Below are 16,155 nucleotides of genomic sequence, written 5' to 3' on the forward strand. Positions count from 1 at the left end.
TTGTTCTCTCCCCGTGCCTTGGACCACACCGGCCGGTGCGTGCAGGGGATGCACGGACAGCATATGGGCCAGTCGGTGGCATCCACAAATTAAATGTTGAAATGCCCGGTATTTGTTTACTGAATGTGCACCTGGCTACCTGCATGGCGATGGGACAGGCGATTGCCACGGCCGAACAGCTTGTGACGCAGGGTTCCCTGCGTGTAGGCCGTCGGATAGCGGCCACGCCGTTGCAACTCCGGCACCAGCAGCTCCACCACATTGGCCAGGTCATCAGGCTGCACTGCGTATGTGAGGTTGAAACCGTCGATGCCCGTCTGGTCGAGCCAGGTCTCCAGTTGGTCGGCGATTTCACCGGGCGAGCCGACCAGCACCGGACCACGTCCGCCCAGACCGATGAAAGTTGCCGCTTCGCGCACGGTCCAGCGACGATCGGGATCGGCGGCGGTGAACGCAGCCAGGGCGGCGCGGCCGGCGTCGTTCTCGACGTACTCGATCGCGGCGTCCGGGTCGATGCTGGCGAAGTCTATGCCGGTCCAGCCCGACAGCAGGGCCAGGGCGGCGTCGAGATCGACGTAGCGACGATAGTCGGCAAAACGTGCCTCGGCCTCCTCCCGGGTGCGCCCGACGATCAACAGCGCCTGGGCGTAGATCAGCACTTCATCCCGCCCGCGCCCGGCCCCCTCGGCGGCCTGGCGGATACCGTCCACGTAGCGGCGCAGCACTGCGGGGGTCGGCCCGCTGATGAACACGCATTCTGCATGTTTTGCCGCGAACTGCTGACCGCGCGCCGAGGCGCCCGCCTGGAACAGCACCGGCGTGCGTTGCGGCGAGGGCTGGCACAGATGCATGCCCGGCACCTGGAAATGCTCACCGACGTGACGGATGGCATGCACCCGGGCCGGATCGATGTAGCGCCCGGCCTCGCGCTCCAGCACCACGGCGTCGTCTTCCCAGCTCCGCTCCCAGAGCTTGTACAGCACCTCGAGGTATTCCTCGGCCAGATCGTAGCGCTGGTCGTGGCCGAGCTGGCGGGCCAGGCCGAGGTTGCGCGCGGCGCTGTCCAGGTAGCCGGTAACGATGTTCCAGCCAACCCGGCCATCGCTCAGGTGATCGAGCGTGGACATGCGCCGGGCGAAAGGATAGGGATGTTCGTAGGTGAGCGAGAAGGTCACGCCGAACCCCAGGTGCTCGGTCACCCCGACCATGGCCGGGACCAGCAGCAGCGGGTCGTTGACCGGCACCTGCACGCCACCGCGCAGGGCCGCTTCGGGCCCGCCCTGGTAGACGTCGTAGATGCCCAGTACATCGGCGATGAACAGCGCATCGAACAGACCGCGTTCGAGCAGACGGGCCAGGTCGGTCCAGTATCCAGGCGATTGAAGTCGACACTGGTGTTGCGCGGGTGGCGCCACAGCCCCGGGGATTGGTGGCTGGCGGCGTTCATGCTGAAGGCGTTGAAGCGGATCGGGCGAGGCATGGTCAGCTCCTTGCGCTCACGGCAGCACGCTGGCGGGGTAGACGGCATCGGCCACCGTCAGCTTGCGCGGAATCAGGCCCAGCCCCTGGAAGGTGTCGGCGAGTTTCTGCTGCTCGGCGACAATTTGCGGGGTGATGGCCACCGCGTTGTAGTTGCGCCGTTCACTGGCCACTTGCAGCACGTCGGCACCGATGCCCAGTTGTGGCGCCAGCAGCTTGGCGACCTCGCCTGGCTGCGCGTTGGCCCACTGGCTGACCTTGCCGAGCTCGGCGAAGAAGGTCCTGAGCAGCTCGCGGTGCTGGTCGGCGAAGGTGGCGGTGGAAAGATAGAACGTGCGGTTGTTGGACAGGCCGCTGCCGTCGCGCAGGTTCTTCAGCCCCGTCTGTTTCTCGGCCGCGGCGAGGAAGGGGTCCCAAAGGGTGACCGCCTGGACACTGCCCGACTGCAGGGCGGCGACGGCGTCGGCGGCGTTGTTGACATAGGCGGGGGTGATGTCCTGATAGCTCAGGCCTGCCTGCTCCAGAGCCACGGCCAGCAGGTACTGGGCGTTCCAGCCGCGGCCGGTGGCCACGCGCTTGCCTTTGAGGTCCTCGACCTTGGCAATGTGGTCCTGCTCGCGCACCACCAGGCCGATGCCGCGTGGGTAGGGCTGTTCGGCGGCCAGGTACACCACCGGTTTGCCGGCGGCCTGGGCGAATACCGAAGGCGCATCGGCGGCGTGCCCCAGGTCGATGGCGCCGGTGCTCAAGGCTTCGAGCAGCTGTGGGCCGGCGGCGAACTCGTGCCAGCTGACCGTCACGCCCTGCGGTGCGAGGGCCTTCTCCAGTGCGCCGCTGCCCTTGAGGATGTTGATGCTGTTGAACTTCTGGTAGCCGATGCGCAGGGTCTTGCTGTCTTCGGCCTGGGCAGTGCCCCAGGGCAGCAACGCACCGGCCAGTAGTCCACCCAGCAACAGGCGGCGAAATGGGGAAAAGGCGTGGGCAGGCATTGAAGGCTCCTTTGGACAATGCTGGGTCGTGAAGGCAGCCTAAGGAGCGCGGTGATGCCTTTCAATTTTTTTATTCCATTTTGTTAGATTGTTTTCTTATTTTTATATCCATTTTCTTTATTTTCTCGGTCTTGTAGGACAATTCCTGCATTTTGTGGTCATGACATTTTTTTCACATCACCTTGCTAGCATCGCCGGCACTTCCTCGGAGCCGATTAGATGATGCATGTCCTGCGCAAGCGTGGTGTACGCCTTACCCTGACCGCCACGGCGGGCCTGCTGGCCAGCGCCCTGGGCTTCTTCGCCTGGCAGACCTTCTATCCCGTGCAGGCCGCCGAGGGCTGGGGCGTGCAGGTACTGCACAATTCGGTGACCCGGGCCGCCTCGCTGCTGCCACAGGCCGATGGCAGCCTGCTGGTGAGCCGCGAGCTCAACGGTGGCAAGGGCAGCATCATGCGCATCACCGCCGACGGAGACCGGGTGGTCGTGCTCGATGGCTTGTCCAAACCTGACGGCATGGTGGCGGTCGAGGGTGGCTGGGCATTCAGCCAGGAAGTGGGCGGGGCGCCGGTCAGCCTGTCGCGTGACGGCCAGGTCAGTGCCTTGTTCGAAGGCAACAATGTGCAGGGCCTGTTCAACGATGGCGACCATCTGTATGCCATCGAGGACCGCAAGGGGGATGGCCGACTCATGCGTTACGACTGGCGCAGTGGTCACCTCGATGTGCTGCGGGCCGGCCTTACCGAGACCGAAGGGCTGACTCGCTGCACCGATGGGCGCCTGCTCTACACCGAGAAGGTCAATGGCAGGATTCGCGCCTTCAACCCCGAGGGCGAGGACCCAGTGGTGGTCGATGGCCTGCGCAACCCCACCTTCCTGCTCTGCGATGCGCGCGGGCTGTGGATCAGCGAGGACTCGACCCACCGTGCCCGCCTGCTGCGCATCGACGGCGATGGCACACGCCATGCGGTGCTCAGCTTCCTGAAGGCTCCGCAGGCCATCGTCCCGGATGGCAAGGGCGGCTACCTGCTGGCCGAAGGCGGCCGCGACCGGGTGTTGCGCCTGACGCCGCCCGTGACGGCCGATACCGCCCAGTTTGAGCCGCAGCGGGTTCCTGGGGCCTGACCAGGGTCATGACGCAGGCCGAGCGGCTACCAGCAGCAGTGCCTGCGGCACCTTGCTCTGAGGGTGTTGCGGCTCGCTCAGCTCGCTCAGCTGGAACCCTGCCATCTGCAGGGCGTTCAACCAACTGCCCAAGGTTCTGAAATACCAGGGCATGGGCTTCCAGTCCCCAGCCAAGCCGGCGAACGATTCCTCCCGCCAGCCGTCCTGATAGTCTCCGGCCGCCGCGGTCCAGGGGTGCAATGTCTGGATCACCAGGCTGCCGCCCGGGACCAGCAATTCACGCATCGCCGCCAGCAAGGGCACGATGTCCTGATGCAGCAGGGCGAAATTGGCACAGACCAGATCGAAATCGCGACCGACAGCCACCCCGGAGTCGGCCAGTTGTTCATAGCTGGCAAGATGCACAGGGGTCGATCCCGCTGCCCGCGCCGCAGCGACCAGCGTCGCGTCGCCATCCACGCCGACCGCTTCGATACCCCGCTCGGTCAGGGCGCGCAGGAGCCAGCCCTCGCCGCAGCCCAGATCGAGCACGCGCCTGGGCTGGCGGCCGAGCACGGCGAGGAGCAGGGTGTTGTCGGTCACCTGGCGGCGGGATTCGATTGCGCCGCTACGCACGGTGTCGATCCAGGACTGGGCATTGAGATGCCAGCTACGCAAAAGCGTGTCTTCAGTCATTGGCGCAGGCTCCTGGGGCGCGTGCTATCAACGGGCGTGGCTGCGCGTAGGGGCGCAGGCACCGTTCGCGATCATTCCAGCACATCTTTCCAGTCCTGCCAGTCGACCGCGTTGTCGGCGATGAACGCTTCGTCCCATTCGAACTCACTGTCGTCCACCGTCACAACCACCGTGCGGCTGTTGGTCGCTACAACCTGGAGGTTTTCCTGGCCGTGCACAAGGAGCAGTTGTTCCTGCAGCTGGCAGCCCATGCAACCACATCCACACCCCTGACAGTTCTCGCAGAGCATCAATGCCAGGTCATTTGCGCGAGCGTAATAGATGTGGCGGAACGCTCCGTCCGGATGAGCGAAAATGTAGATTTGCGCATCCTGTTCATGCATCGGCTCGAGGCTATCGAGTTTGTCCACCACGATGCAGCCTTTCATCAGTTTCCCGGCGGAATCGAACAGTGGGTCGACGACAACCTGAATGCCCTGATGGCCACAGCGTTGCATCAGCCTGTCGAAGTCTTCGTCGCGCTCGATGATGTCGAGGGTGTAGGCGCTGGGCGAGAATCCGATCCGAAGCCAGTTCTTCAGATACTGCTTCAGCTCGAACGGCGATGTGGTGAGGAACAATGCATTGTCGAAGGTTAATGGGCTCCTGTCTTGCCGATGCGTCAACATGGCCAGTGGGGTATAGAAATTCTTGACGCGGTCGTGCAGTTGGGAAATTCCCCTGGTATAGGAGGCGCTTTGAAACTCGAGGCATTCGATCAGATCCAGAGGGTGTTGCGCGAACTGCTCGATGTCCGCCTGGACTGCCTGGAGCGAGCCGTCCGCCGAATAGCAAAGCGGATTGCCTTGGGCTTTCTTGCTTTCCCGCAATTCGTTCAGCCCCGCCGTGACCGTGGCTACCTCCTCGCTGTCGAAGCGCTGGACCTTGCCTCGCTGTTGCACATAGCGCAACGAACCATCCTCCAGGCGCACCTTGATGCAGTATTTTCCCTGGGTGTCCGAGGGCGACGGGTTGTTCCACCACATGTGCTTGATGGCTTGATTGAGCTGTTCGGAGCCGTTCCAGACCGCCTGGCTTCGATCCAGGCTGAAGAACCACCGTTGGTAGTCGAAGTTTTTCAGCTCAGGGTGCTTCGTCATCCCAGGATTAGCAGCGACGCCCAATACCCTGTCGGAAGGCCGCAGACAATCCTTGTGAATGAAGCCCGCGTCGAAGGGCAGCTCGCACTCCTGGATCTCGATGGCCAATGCGTGCTCCGAAAGCCCTGCGTCGCAGTGGATGCATTTGGAGTACGTCGTGTTCTCCAGCAGTTTTCTTCTTATCTTTTCGCCATAAGCGACCGCCAATGGGGTTGCATCTTCGTCACGCTCGCTATTCATCGGGCCCAGCATCAGCCGTGTCTCCTCCGGCAGCGGTTGATCGAGGAGAAACCTTTCTGCGCCGGAGAACGTCGAGAATCTTGCCAAAAGAGGATGGTGGCTACCGTCGCCCAACTCCAGGGTGTTCTCGTGAAAGCGCAGTCTGAAATCACCTTGATCGTCAAACCTGTAGAACTCCAGCAATTGCAGGTCGAAGTCCTCTATGAACGACCTGATGAGCACGACCTCACGGCCGGCACAGATGTCGTACTTTTCAGGGTCGAATGTCAGCTGGACGCGAAGTGAGTCGACCGGTGATGGCTGGCCGTCGTTCTCCTGGCCACGGAACCTGTCCAGTATTGCTCGCACGCCTTGCAAACTGATGGACTGGCGTTGCCTGGACCAATCGAGGGTTTTCGATCTCACATAGCCCCACAACAACTCGGGCGCGGTGTTCAGTTGATGGGAGATGGACAGCAGAAATGCCTTTTCGTAGGACGATCCATGCTCGATGTCCAGGGTGATGATGTAGGTTTTCCTGAGAAGGCTCTGTATGTCCTGTGGGCTGGCTGGGGTTTTGGTGTGAAACAGGAATGCTCTTTCAATACACCTGACCAGCAGGTCGTAAGCCGCCTGTTCGGCCAGGGTCAATGGGTTTTCCATCGCCGCTGTCGTGTTCAGCCGGGCTGAGGTGGTGATCTTGCGAAGGTCCGAGGTGATTTTTTTCGAAGTGTCCGGGGTGGTGACGATTGCATAGCAATCGGTAGGGTTTCTTGACCCCAGCGACTGACGAACAAACTGATCTATTGTCTTGAAGAAGTCGGATTGGGGTTGCTCCGAGAGCGACAACTTTCTTTTGACCTGCAGAAAAGTCTTGCAAGCAGTATGGGTCAGCACCACATCATCGATCGCGTCCGCTGTTTCATAGGCGATACCGTGAATCTCATTTGCCTCGCTACGCTCCAGTACATTGGAACAGTCGAGCTTGAGGGCCATGGCCAAGGTGAAAAATGCAGCGACGCGCTGTTGGTAATCAATCCCGCTATTGGTGGCGGCGCCACCACTGCTTCCATTCATTTCTCTGGTCCTGAAGTGATCAGTCATTCTATCGACGCGTATTCAGCTGGCTTGGCAAACCGGGACGGGCAGGGCGTGGGGAGTGATCATCCAGGCGATGCTTCGCTGCTACGAGGAACATCGCCCAATGATCGGTCCGCGCCAGTCCCGTTACTCTAACAGACAGCAGAGGCCTGACATGGCTCTGCCGCGGGCATCAGCCAACAACCACACGATCACCTCGACGCTTGCTTTCTTGTCTTCTGGTGGCGTGGCTCGGCACACTGGCGCATTGGCGAAGGAGCATGGAATGGCACTTGCGAAGGCGGATTTCACCACGCGGTTGTTGCTCGATGCCGGAATCGGCCCTGGCATGCGCGTGCTCGACGTCGGTTGCGGCCATGGCGACGTCAGCCTGTTGCTGGCCAGCCTGGTGGATGGCGATGGCGCGGTGGTGGGCATCGACCAGTCGGACGCGGCGCTGCAGGTAGCGCGGCAGCGCGAGCTGCCCAAAGGCGCGGCCCGGCCTGAGTTCGTCCACTGTGACCTGCACGCGTTGCCGACGTCGCTGGGCTTGTTCGATGCCATCGTCGGGCGTCGGGTGCTGATGTACCAGGCCGACGCGGTGAAGGCGGTACGGGCGTTGGCCCGGCACTTGCTGCCTGGCGGCCTGATGGTGTTCCAGGAACACGACACGACGCTGACGCCGGCCAGCCTGGAGCCGTTCCCCTTGCATCGCAAGGCGACCCGTTGGCTGCAGCGCATGCTGGCCGAGGAGGGCGCTGATCTGCACATGGGGTTCAACCTGCATGGGGTCATGACCGGGGCGGGCCTGCAGGTGGAGGAGGTGCGTGCCGAATGCCTCGTGCAGACACCCGACAACGATACTGGCCTAGCCACGATCATCCGTGGCTGCCTGCCGCGCATCGTGGCCCTGGGGGTTGCCACGGCACGGCAGGTGGGGATCGAGACCTTGCAGGCGCGGCTCGAGGCGGAGCGCGAGCAGTCGCGGGGCATCTATATCGGTGATGTGGCGTTCGCGTGTCAGGCCAGGAAGCCTTAAGCCTCCATAGCCTCTGCCAGCAGCTCCACCTGGCCGTGGCCGGGGAGCGAGGCGACGATGTTGTCGATCTTGGTCTGGTCGAGAATCGGTGCGGAGCGCATGCGTTCCTTGGCGGCGGTGTCGGTCACGTCGATCTCGTTGAAGCGTCCGTCCAGCTTGCGGTAGTGGGCGTAGCAGCCGATATCCACGGCGAATGCCTGGAACGTGCCTTCCGCGGACTTGTGGGTGAGGGCAGTGGCGCAACTGTGGATGATGCGGTAGTCGAGCAGTCGGTAGATCAGCGCCCGCAGCGCATCGTTCTGCTGCAGCAGCTTCTCTTCGATGACGAAGATGTTGTTCTTCTTGTCCAGGCAGAAGCTCTTGATGATGTAGATGCCCTTGATCAGGTCATCCTGCTCATCGTCCTTTGAGTCCTGCTTGAGCTCCTCGATCTTGCGCTCGAAGTTGTTCCTGGACAGGATCCGCACCTCGTCCTTGCCGATCTTGCCTGCTTCATCCTGCACGGTCTCGTTGAGCAGATGCAGGAACAGCGACAGCACGTCGCGGGGGACGCCACCGCCAGCCATCACCAGCCGACCGAAACCTTCGCCCTTGAACAGCCCCATGATCTGCGTCTCGCTGATGCCCGCCTAGGCACCGAACTGCACCAGGATCGCGTGATTCTGCTTCAGCGTCCTGGGAAAGTTGCTGAAGGTGTAGTCGATGTCGATCGGTTGGTAGTCGTGACGCTCCTGGGCGCCGATGGGCTGGCCTTCGCGGTCGACGTACAGCGTGGAGGAGTGGCGCAGGGTGGCGATCTTGAAGTAGATCGGGATGTCCTTGCACAGCCGGTGCACGTAGTCGACCACGAATGCCTGGTCGGTACGCTTGAGATGATAGAGGTCGTCGATCTGCAGGAGGATGCCTTTCACCGTGCTCGATGCGCCGAACAGCTCCCGCAGGTTTTCCTTCAGTTGAGGCAGCCAGAGGTCCAGCTCCTGCAGCTTCTGGCGATGAACCCTGAACGAGCGCTCCACCTCCTGGGTTTCCTTGGCCATGCTCTTGCCGTTGAAGGTGATGTCATCGATCTTGATGCCTGCGCCGAAGCCGGTGTTGTGTTCGGCGGCAACCTTGCTTTTCACCTCTTCCTCATGGGCGTCGGCGTTCACGTGCAGGGTTTTCAGCTTGTCGAGGATGTCCTTGATGATGAGCTTGTGTTTCTTCTTCTTGCCGAACCAGCCGGAGATGTTCTTGTCCAGCTCACGAAAGATCGAGGCAAGGATCTCCACCAGCACGTTGGGGAACGAGTGGCGTTTGAAGTCCTCGCAATTGAGATAGATGCTCTTGAGCTCGGGCTTGAGGTTTCTCGACGAGTGATGCAGCAGCAATGTCTTGCCGCAGCCGCGACGGGCGAAGATGGCGTGGTTCTGCTTGGACTTCGCATCCTGCAGGGCGGTGCCCACGCTGATGTATTCGACGGGGTCGTTGTCGCGCTGCACGCGCAGGTTCTCGGAGATGACTTCACGGAGCTTTTCGAGCTGGGCAGGTTTGAGCATTACGGGCCTCCTGTCATGGAAAAAATGCCAGGGGCGTAGCAAAGCATGACTATCTTTCCGAGATTTCTCTCAAGCTTGTAAGGCGATTCCGATCTATTTGCCGGCGTCATCAACGAAGACTAAGGCCATCACAACCCCAGCTCTTTGGCCAGTTCGGGTGTGTTGGCCTTGATATGGTCGATGATGCGCGTCAACGGTACCGCCTTGTTGAGCTTGTCTTGTTCTTCGCAGGACTGGGGATCGCGCCTGAAGCCCAGGTGATGCAGCCCTACCAGCTTTCCCTTGGCGTCGAAGACGCCCGCCCCGGATGACCCATGCTCGGTATCGCAGTTATGGGTGAGCTCGGTCTGCGAGCTGTCGTTGAGCCAGTTCGCGTAGTTGAGCGAGCCGATCCTGCACTTGTCGCTCACCTGCTTGGTCTGGCACAGGGCATGGTGCACGACGAACACATCGCCGAGCGTCGCGCTGGGCGTGCTGGACAGCCGTTCGTACACGGGTTCTCCTGCCAGGCCACCAGTCCCCACCACCGGCTTCACGCGCAGCACCGCAAAATCCAGCAGCTCGTTCTTGACCACGACGCCGGTGCAGTTGTACTGACGCCTCACATCACCGCCATCCCAGGCGAGATCCAGCGTGGCGTTGGCGCAGACATTGCCCTCCCAGTAGTCCGCGGCCTGCATCCAGCCGTTGTCGCCGCCACAATGCCAGTTGGTCAGTGCCAGGTCGCGGCCGATCATCACCACCGAACAACACCAGGCGCTCTTGCCGCCACCAGGGACCTGCAAACCGGTCATCAGCATGCCGATCTTGGCGCCTGCCTTGCGCGGCAACGTGGCACTGGTGCCGCGGTTATCCGGGAACAGCTTGCGCCAGCGCGGGTTGCTCGCGTTCTGCGCGGAGTACACGCGCTGATCGCTGCTCTCCTTTGGCAGGGCAATGCCCGTGGGGATCTTGATGACGATGTCCGAATCGGGGCGGGCGGTAACCAACTCGACCTGCACAAGGTCATGAAACATGCGCCCGGTCCAGCGCGACTGCGTGAGCTCCCCTCGCTCGTCGCTGAAGTCGTCCGGCCCGAGGCTGGCGAGCACTCGATAGTCGGGGTCGTAGATCAGTACGTGCCACTGGCGGTCCCTGCCAGAGGCAACCTCCAGGCGCAGTTTCATGCTGTCGGCGGGCCCTTGCGCCGCTTGCGCCTGGATCGACTGGAACGGCTTGGCGGCGGTCAGGCGGGCGCCACTGGCAAACCAGCTACCGAAAGTGGTGACCGACTCCTCGGTCTTGCATTGCTCGGCAAAGGCCAGTGGCGCCAGCAGCAGCGGGCTAAGCAAGGCAAGCAGCTTAAATGCACTCATTGTCCTGGACACCTTGCAGGGAGATGATGAGGTCCTGGACATTGGCCAGGGGCAGCGCAGTCGCGCTGTCGCACAGCGTCACGAATCCCTCGTTTACCTGACTTGGTCCCACGCGGCGGATGGTTCCGGGAGGGCTGGCACCTTCGAATGTGCTATCGACGTAAGCCACTTGCCGTTTACCTGGCAGTGTCAGGATACGGGCCAAGGTATCGCGGCGGATCTGCGCGGGTGCGCCGGTCTTGTCGGTGAAAAGAATGTATTCGGGCTCTATCCGCCTGATCTTCACCGCCTTCCATTCGCCGCCCTCCTTGAGCCAGTGCTTGTCGGGGTCGAGCAGCGCCAGTACCGGATCCACCACGCCCGTGGCGATCTTTGCCGCGTCCGGATTGATCGTGCCGTCGGCATTCGGGGCGATCGGGCGAGAGGTCACCTGCAGGCGGGTCTTGATCCATTGCGGATCATCGTAGACCTCTGGCCTCGTGCCAAGCATGGCTGCCGCCACACTGGCCACGAGCGCGGTTGCCTGGGAGGTGCCGCGCGCGGAACTGACATTGTCCGTGCTCACCCATCCAGGGATCGCCTGCCCGCCGGGCGCCGCGACTTGAACGATGGGCATCGAGCCGGTACCAAAATTGGCGGAAGGCAAAAGTGTTGTCTTGTCACGCCGGCAATCGCTGCACGCGGTGACCACGATGACATTGCGTTGATCGCCCAGGCTTTGCAGCAGGTGAGTGGAAACGTTGGTGAGCTTGACCGGCGGCTCGCCCTCCTTGGCCGATTGACCTGCTGCCACGACGAACAACGATGAGTAGGACCTGATCGTGTCGAGCAGTGGCTCTTGCCAGCGCAGGCTTTCATTGTCCAGCTGGTCGCTGGTCGGGGTCAGGTTGTAGAACGAGAATGAGCTGGCCGCGACGTAGATGGCGCGCCGAAAGCCTTTCTTCGGATAGGCGTTGCGCAGCAGTCGCTGCCTCAGGGTGTAGTTTCGGTTGTTGGAAGCCTCCGCTAGCTCGCCGTCTGCTTTCACCACATTCCAGACATGGGAGACAATCGCCGCATTGGTCGAGATGCTGCGAAAGCCATAACCCTGGCTGGCGATCAGTCCAGCCAGGTGGGTACCGTGAAACTTGTTGGTAAACGGGGATTTCCAATTGCAGGTAAGAGGTTGCGTCGGCTTCGTATCACTGTAGGCAGGGTACAGGTTGGGGGACTTTTCCACCGGGGTGTCGATCAGGACCACCGGCACGACCCGCGGGACGATGTCCACGCCGTCGGGTGACAGGCTCTCGTGCACGGCGGGCATGGCATCGCTGTCATAGTCGAACAGGTCTATGTAATTGAATGGCGTCTCGTCGCTCAGCCCCTCGGCGCAAGTATTGGGCGCCCCGGGGCCGCTTTCGGCGTACTGGCGCAGCTCTGCGCCAGAGGGGTGGGGTATCACGTCGAAGCGCACGTTGGTGGTTTTCGATCGCTCAAGCGCTGCGCGCAGTTGCCGGGTTGCCTCGTCGGTTTCCGTCGGCACCACGAACTGGTAGGCACGATACTGCACGATCGAGACAGGTTGTGGGTTGACCGTGGAGGATGGCAGACAACTCACCACCTCCGGCTCCAGGCGTGACCAGTACGTGAACATGCCATCCGAGCCGGGCTGGCAATCGCCTGCCTTGCGCGAAGCCACCCCCACCACCGGTTTGCGCGCGATCGCGGGCCAGAGTGTCAGCGTCGGCAGGCTGAGGACTTCGCCAACCTGCAGGGGTTGGCTCGTCGAGCGTTCGGGGTTGAGTCGATGAACGACCTCGAGCAACGGCGGGCACGGTGGCGGATAGCCGCGCTGGTCAAGCAGGCCGCACAGGGTCTCCCCGGCCTGCACGGTATGGCGTGCGCTCGGCAGCTTGCCATCCTCGTTCAGACCGAGCATCACCCGTGCCAAGGTCTGACCGACGTTGCCTCCTTCGAAGGACACCAGCACGCCGCTGTCCAACTGGTCGGGTGGGCGAGGGATCTCACGCTCCGCCATGTCGATCTCTTCGCGCAGTTGCCTGAAGGCGGATGCATCAGGTGTCGGCAACAGCGCACGCCCAGGTTCGCCGGCGACCGCCGCGGTGAGGGTGAGGCCGAGTAGCCAGAGTGGGCGCATGGTCCGTTACTCCCCGTAGGTGGCACGGTGTCCGGCCTTGTCGGAGTCTTGCAGTACCATCTGCTTGGTTCCACCGCCGCCGCACAGGTAGTGCATGACCGACTTCGGATCGTAAGGGGACACTTCGGTCCAGTTGTTGCCTTCGCGGGCACACCCTGGGACACCGACGACCTGTTCGTGCTGATAACCCAGTACGTGGCCGAGCTCATGACGCAGAATGCCGACAGGGTTGTAGTCGGTGGTGAAGTAGCGGGGGGTGATGTAGATGTAGCGCAACGCCACAGGATAGCTGGGGAAGAAAGCAACGGCGAAGTAGCCGTCGATACTTGTCGAGTAGCGCACGATGAAGGTGACCTGTGCGGATTTCGGGTTGGAATCCTGTGCGCTCTGGTGGACAAAGTTGACGCCGCATTCGCTGCAGAACATCCAGTCCTTCGCCGCTGTGCGCATGTTCTGCACCACGGTCTGGTACTGCTGCTGGGTAGGGAAGCTGGCGCGGTCCACGGCGTAGGTCAGCTTGCGTTGGCCTTTGGCCCAGATCACCTTGCTGCCTTGTTCGGTCATGACCCTCAGCTCCCCACCTCGGGCGGGCGCCGGACCGTTGCGCAGGCCCATGAGGTAGGACTGGACACCTTCCTCGTCGAGCAGCAGGTCGCCTTCGACGATGTAGTAGATGGCATTTCCCGCCTCCGGGACCTCCACCTGCGGCAGTTTGCCGAGGAACTGCTTGAAGCCCTGGTTGAACGATGGCGCCGCGATAGCCGCTTGGATATCGTCCCGGGTAAGTGAGGATTCGGCCTGCGCCTGGGCGGTGATCCACAGGCTTGCCAGTAGCAGGAAGAGCAGGTGACCCGAGCGTCGGCCAAGCATGGCGGTTCCCTTCTTGATTGGTCGCCGAACGCGTACTACCGACGAAAGCTGTGGGTTCGTATACCTGGGTATAGATATGGCTTTTTGGCGGCGCAATGCCATTAGTCGGATATGGACGCCTTGATCTTCAGGTGCTCGCACCTGCGGCGCCGGCGCGATTCAAATGGGCTATACCCGGTAGTGGCAAATTGCAACTTTCTGCAATGAGCCTCAGGGGAGTATCTCGATGCGCAACTCTATGGCAATGGCTATGTCATGTGTGGTGTTGAGTGGTTGCCAGACATGGACGATCATGACGAGCTCCAAACTGGAGCCAGCAAGCGGCGACCAGGAACGCGTGGTGCTGTTTCCTGTGGAGCAGAGCCTTTTCGATGTCCGCGAGGGGCGCTCCACACCCGAGTGGCGGCAACTGTTCGGCAGTCAGGACGAAGAGGTATGGAAAGGGCTGTGTTTGCCGATAACCAAAGCGGGTGTGGCGGCGGTCGCCGCTTCCGCCCTGATTGCCGCAGGCAATGCGGCATGGGATTTGGGCGTGTCGGCAGTCAACAGCAAGATCGATGAGTTCCAGCAGCGCTCCTTCAAGTCGTGGAGCGCTTCGTGGTCCGGCCCTCCGGCCACCTGGGACAATCTGCGGTGCGTGGTGCTGGCCAGGGTGAGTGGCGGCGCCGAACCGCAAACGCAGATGGCCATCCTCCTGACCACGATGAAGTTCCAGACTGGCGACAAGGATGTGGCCGCATTCCAGTTCGCGCCTGCCCTGGTGTCCTCCAGGACCAGCCGGGCCTTGACCGAGAACGAGGGGCAGGGGAAGGGCCGTATCGGCCTGAGCGTCGCAGCTGCGGTCACCGGTTACAAGGCGGGCGTGGAGCAGAAGGACACTTCGGATGCGGTCAGCATCGGCGGTGTTGCCGTTTCCGCTCCCGCGGGCGATGCGCCGCTGCACTACAAGCCCGTGGCGAAAGACTACTTCAACTACACCAAGCCGGTGAAATACCCGGCAGGCAGCTCGATGTACATCAACTTCTCGGTGGTGGAGACAGGCATGCTGGCAGGGCTGGACAGCCAGAGCAAAGCCGAGATCAAGGCCATGACCGACGCGCTTGGTCCGGTCGCCAAGGACGCCTGGAAGAAGTTGTTCGAGAAGTTGAGCAAACAGGAGAAGTAGCACGAGCGTCGGCGGTCCCGCGCTGACAGGTTGACCTGGACGGTGCGGGCCCGCGTGCCCATACGGCGTTATACTGCGCGTCCGTTCGACTGTTATCCGAGTATCCCGATGGGTCTTTCCGTTACCGCCACCCCCAAACCGCGCCGCCTGGGCGCGCCACTGATTGCCTTGGCCTTGCTGCTGGCCGGCGCCTGGTTCCTCAACCTCAACGCCGGCTTCAAGCAGGTGCTGTTGCTCCTGATCGGCGCTGCCCTGGGCCTTACGCTCTATCACGCGGCATTCGGCTTCACCTCGGCCTGGCGGGTGTTCATCAATGAGCGCCGTGGCGCTGGCCTGCGGGCGCAGATGGTCATGCTGGCGCTCGCCGTGCTGTTGTTCTTCCCCGCGCTGGCCGCAGGCAATCTGTTCGGCAATCCGGTCACCGGACTGGTGGCGCCGGCAGGGATTTCGGTGGTGTTCGGCGCCTTCATCTTCGGCATCGGCATGCAGCTGGGAGGCGGGTGCGCCTCGGGCACGCTGTTCACCGTGGGCGGCGGCAACGCGCGGATGCTGGTGACCTTGCTGTTCTTCATCATCGGCTCGGTCACGGCCACTCACCATGCCGACTGGTGGTTCGCGCTGCCGTCGTTCCCGGCGACCTCGATCGTCCAGGTCTGGGGCATGGGGCCGGCGCTGCTGGTGAGTCTGGCAGTATTCGCAATGATCGCCTGGGTCACGGTGGTGCTGGAGAAGCGCCGCCATGGCGCGCTGGAGGCACCGGCAACCAGCGCACACCAAGGGTTGCGCCGCTTCCTGCGTGGCCCGTGGCCGTTGTTGTGGGGGGCGATTGCATTGGCGTTGCTGAACTATGCGACCCTGGCGCTGGCCGGTCGCCCATGGGGTATCACCTCGGCGTTCGCCCTGTGGGGCGCCAAGACCCTGAGCAGCCTGGGCGTTGACGTGGGCAGCTGGGTGTTCTGGCAAGCGCCGGCCAACGCCAAGGCCTTGGCCTCGCCACTGTGGCAGGACATCACCACCGTCATGGATATCGGTATCGTGCTGGGCGCGCTGCTCGCCGCTGGCCTGGCCGGCCGTTTTGCGCCGAGCCTGAAGATTGCGCTGCCATCGCTGCTCGCCGCGGTGATCGGTGGCCTGTTGCTCGGCTATGGTTCGCGCCTGGCCTATGGCTGCAATATCGGCGCCTACTTCAGCGGCATCGCTTCGGGCAGCGTGCACGGCTGGCTATGGTTGATCGCCGCGTATGCCGGCAACCTGATCGGCGTGCGCCTGCGTCCGCTGTTCTTCGCCGCTGAGCGACCGGCGCCGGCCCTGAGTGGCTGCTGACCCCTTCGATTCGACAACGAGTCAG

At 62.3% G+C, this 16,155-nt stretch carries 12 protein-coding genes and 1 pseudogene; 4 read left to right on the plus strand and 9 right to left on the minus strand.

Annotated features, from left to right (window positions below):
• Positions 1–116: 116 nt before the first annotated feature.
• Both N7422_RS07000 and N7422_RS07005 read right to left on the minus strand, forming a co-directional pair.
• Positions 117–1,480: pseudogene (locus N7422_RS07000) on the minus strand (LLM class flavin-dependent oxidoreductase).
• Between the two features lie 16 nt (positions 1,481–1,496).
• Positions 1,497–2,468 carry an aliphatic sulfonate ABC transporter substrate-binding protein gene (locus tag N7422_RS07005; protein WP_279805833.1) on the minus strand — a complete coding sequence of 324 codons (972 nt, stop codon included), beginning with the start codon at positions 2,466–2,468 and terminating at the stop codon, positions 1,497–1,499.
• 219 nt (positions 2,469–2,687) lie between these two features.
• Between N7422_RS07005 and N7422_RS07010 the strand changes: the two genes are divergently transcribed.
• Positions 2,688–3,593, plus strand: a complete 906-nt coding sequence (locus N7422_RS07010; RefSeq protein ID WP_279805834.1) for a hypothetical protein — start codon at positions 2,688–2,690, stop codon at positions 3,591–3,593.
• Positions 3,594–3,599: 6 nt separating this feature from the next.
• Here the strand turns inward: N7422_RS07010 and N7422_RS07015 are convergent, their stop codons facing one another.
• Positions 3,600–4,268 (minus strand): class I SAM-dependent methyltransferase, encoded by a 669-nt coding sequence (locus N7422_RS07015; protein ID WP_279805835.1) that lies wholly within the window; start codon positions 4,266–4,268, stop codon positions 3,600–3,602.
• A gap of 71 nt (positions 4,269–4,339) precedes the next feature.
• On the minus strand, positions 4,340–6,703 hold the full coding sequence (locus tag N7422_RS07020; protein WP_279805836.1) for a hypothetical protein: 2,364 nt from the start codon (positions 6,701–6,703) through the stop codon (positions 4,340–4,342).
• Between the two features lie 289 nt (positions 6,704–6,992).
• Here N7422_RS07020 and N7422_RS07025 point away from each other — a divergent pair, with 289 nt between their 5' ends.
• Positions 6,993–7,745: a class I SAM-dependent methyltransferase gene (locus N7422_RS07025; protein WP_279805837.1), complete on the plus strand. Its 753-nt coding sequence runs from the start codon at positions 6,993–6,995 to the stop codon at positions 7,743–7,745.
• On the opposite strand, the gene N7422_RS07030 is transcribed toward N7422_RS07025, so the two are convergent.
• The 5 genes from N7422_RS07030 to N7422_RS07050 form a co-directional block, all read right to left on the minus strand.
• Positions 7,742–8,350 carry a hypothetical protein gene (locus N7422_RS07030; protein WP_279805838.1) on the minus strand — a complete coding sequence of 203 codons (609 nt, stop codon included), beginning with the start codon at positions 8,348–8,350 and terminating at the stop codon, positions 7,742–7,744. The two genes, N7422_RS07025 and N7422_RS07030, sit on opposite strands and share 4 nt — an antisense overlap.
• 24 nt (positions 8,351–8,374) lie before the next feature.
• A complete protein-coding gene (locus N7422_RS07035) occupies positions 8,375–9,280 on the minus strand; it encodes a hypothetical protein (RefSeq protein ID WP_279805839.1) in 906 nt (301 codons plus the stop codon).
• 128 nt (positions 9,281–9,408) lie between these two features.
• On the minus strand, positions 9,409–10,635 hold the full coding sequence (locus N7422_RS07040) for a serine protease (RefSeq protein ID WP_279805840.1): 1,227 nt from the start codon (positions 10,633–10,635) through the stop codon (positions 9,409–9,411).
• Positions 10,622–12,772 carry a S8/S53 family peptidase gene (locus tag N7422_RS07045; RefSeq protein WP_279805841.1) on the minus strand — a complete coding sequence of 717 codons (2,151 nt, stop codon included), beginning with the start codon at positions 12,770–12,772 and terminating at the stop codon, positions 10,622–10,624. Before N7422_RS07045 ends, N7422_RS07040 begins: the two co-directional genes overlap by 14 nt.
• Positions 12,773–12,778: 6 nt before the next feature.
• On the minus strand, positions 12,779–13,642 hold the full coding sequence (locus tag N7422_RS07050; protein ID WP_279805842.1) for a hypothetical protein: 864 nt from the start codon (positions 13,640–13,642) through the stop codon (positions 12,779–12,781).
• Between the two features lie 292 nt (positions 13,643–13,934).
• On the opposite strand from N7422_RS07050, the gene N7422_RS07055 reads away from it, so the two are divergent.
• Both N7422_RS07055 and N7422_RS07060 read left to right on the plus strand, forming a co-directional pair.
• The gene (locus tag N7422_RS07055; protein ID WP_279805843.1) at positions 13,935–14,807 is read left to right on the plus strand and encodes a hypothetical protein; all 873 of its coding nucleotides are present in this window, start codon (positions 13,935–13,937) and stop codon (positions 14,805–14,807) included.
• A 108-nt stretch (positions 14,808–14,915) separates the two neighbouring features.
• Positions 14,916–16,130, plus strand: a complete 1,215-nt coding sequence (locus tag N7422_RS07060) for a YeeE/YedE family protein (RefSeq protein WP_279805844.1) — start codon at positions 14,916–14,918, stop codon at positions 16,128–16,130.
• The last annotated feature ends 25 nt before the right edge of the window (positions 16,131–16,155 follow it).

Source organism: Pseudomonas sp. GD04091, assembly GCF_029836165.1.
Lineage (GTDB): Bacteria > Pseudomonadota > Gammaproteobacteria > Pseudomonadales > Pseudomonadaceae > Aquipseudomonas.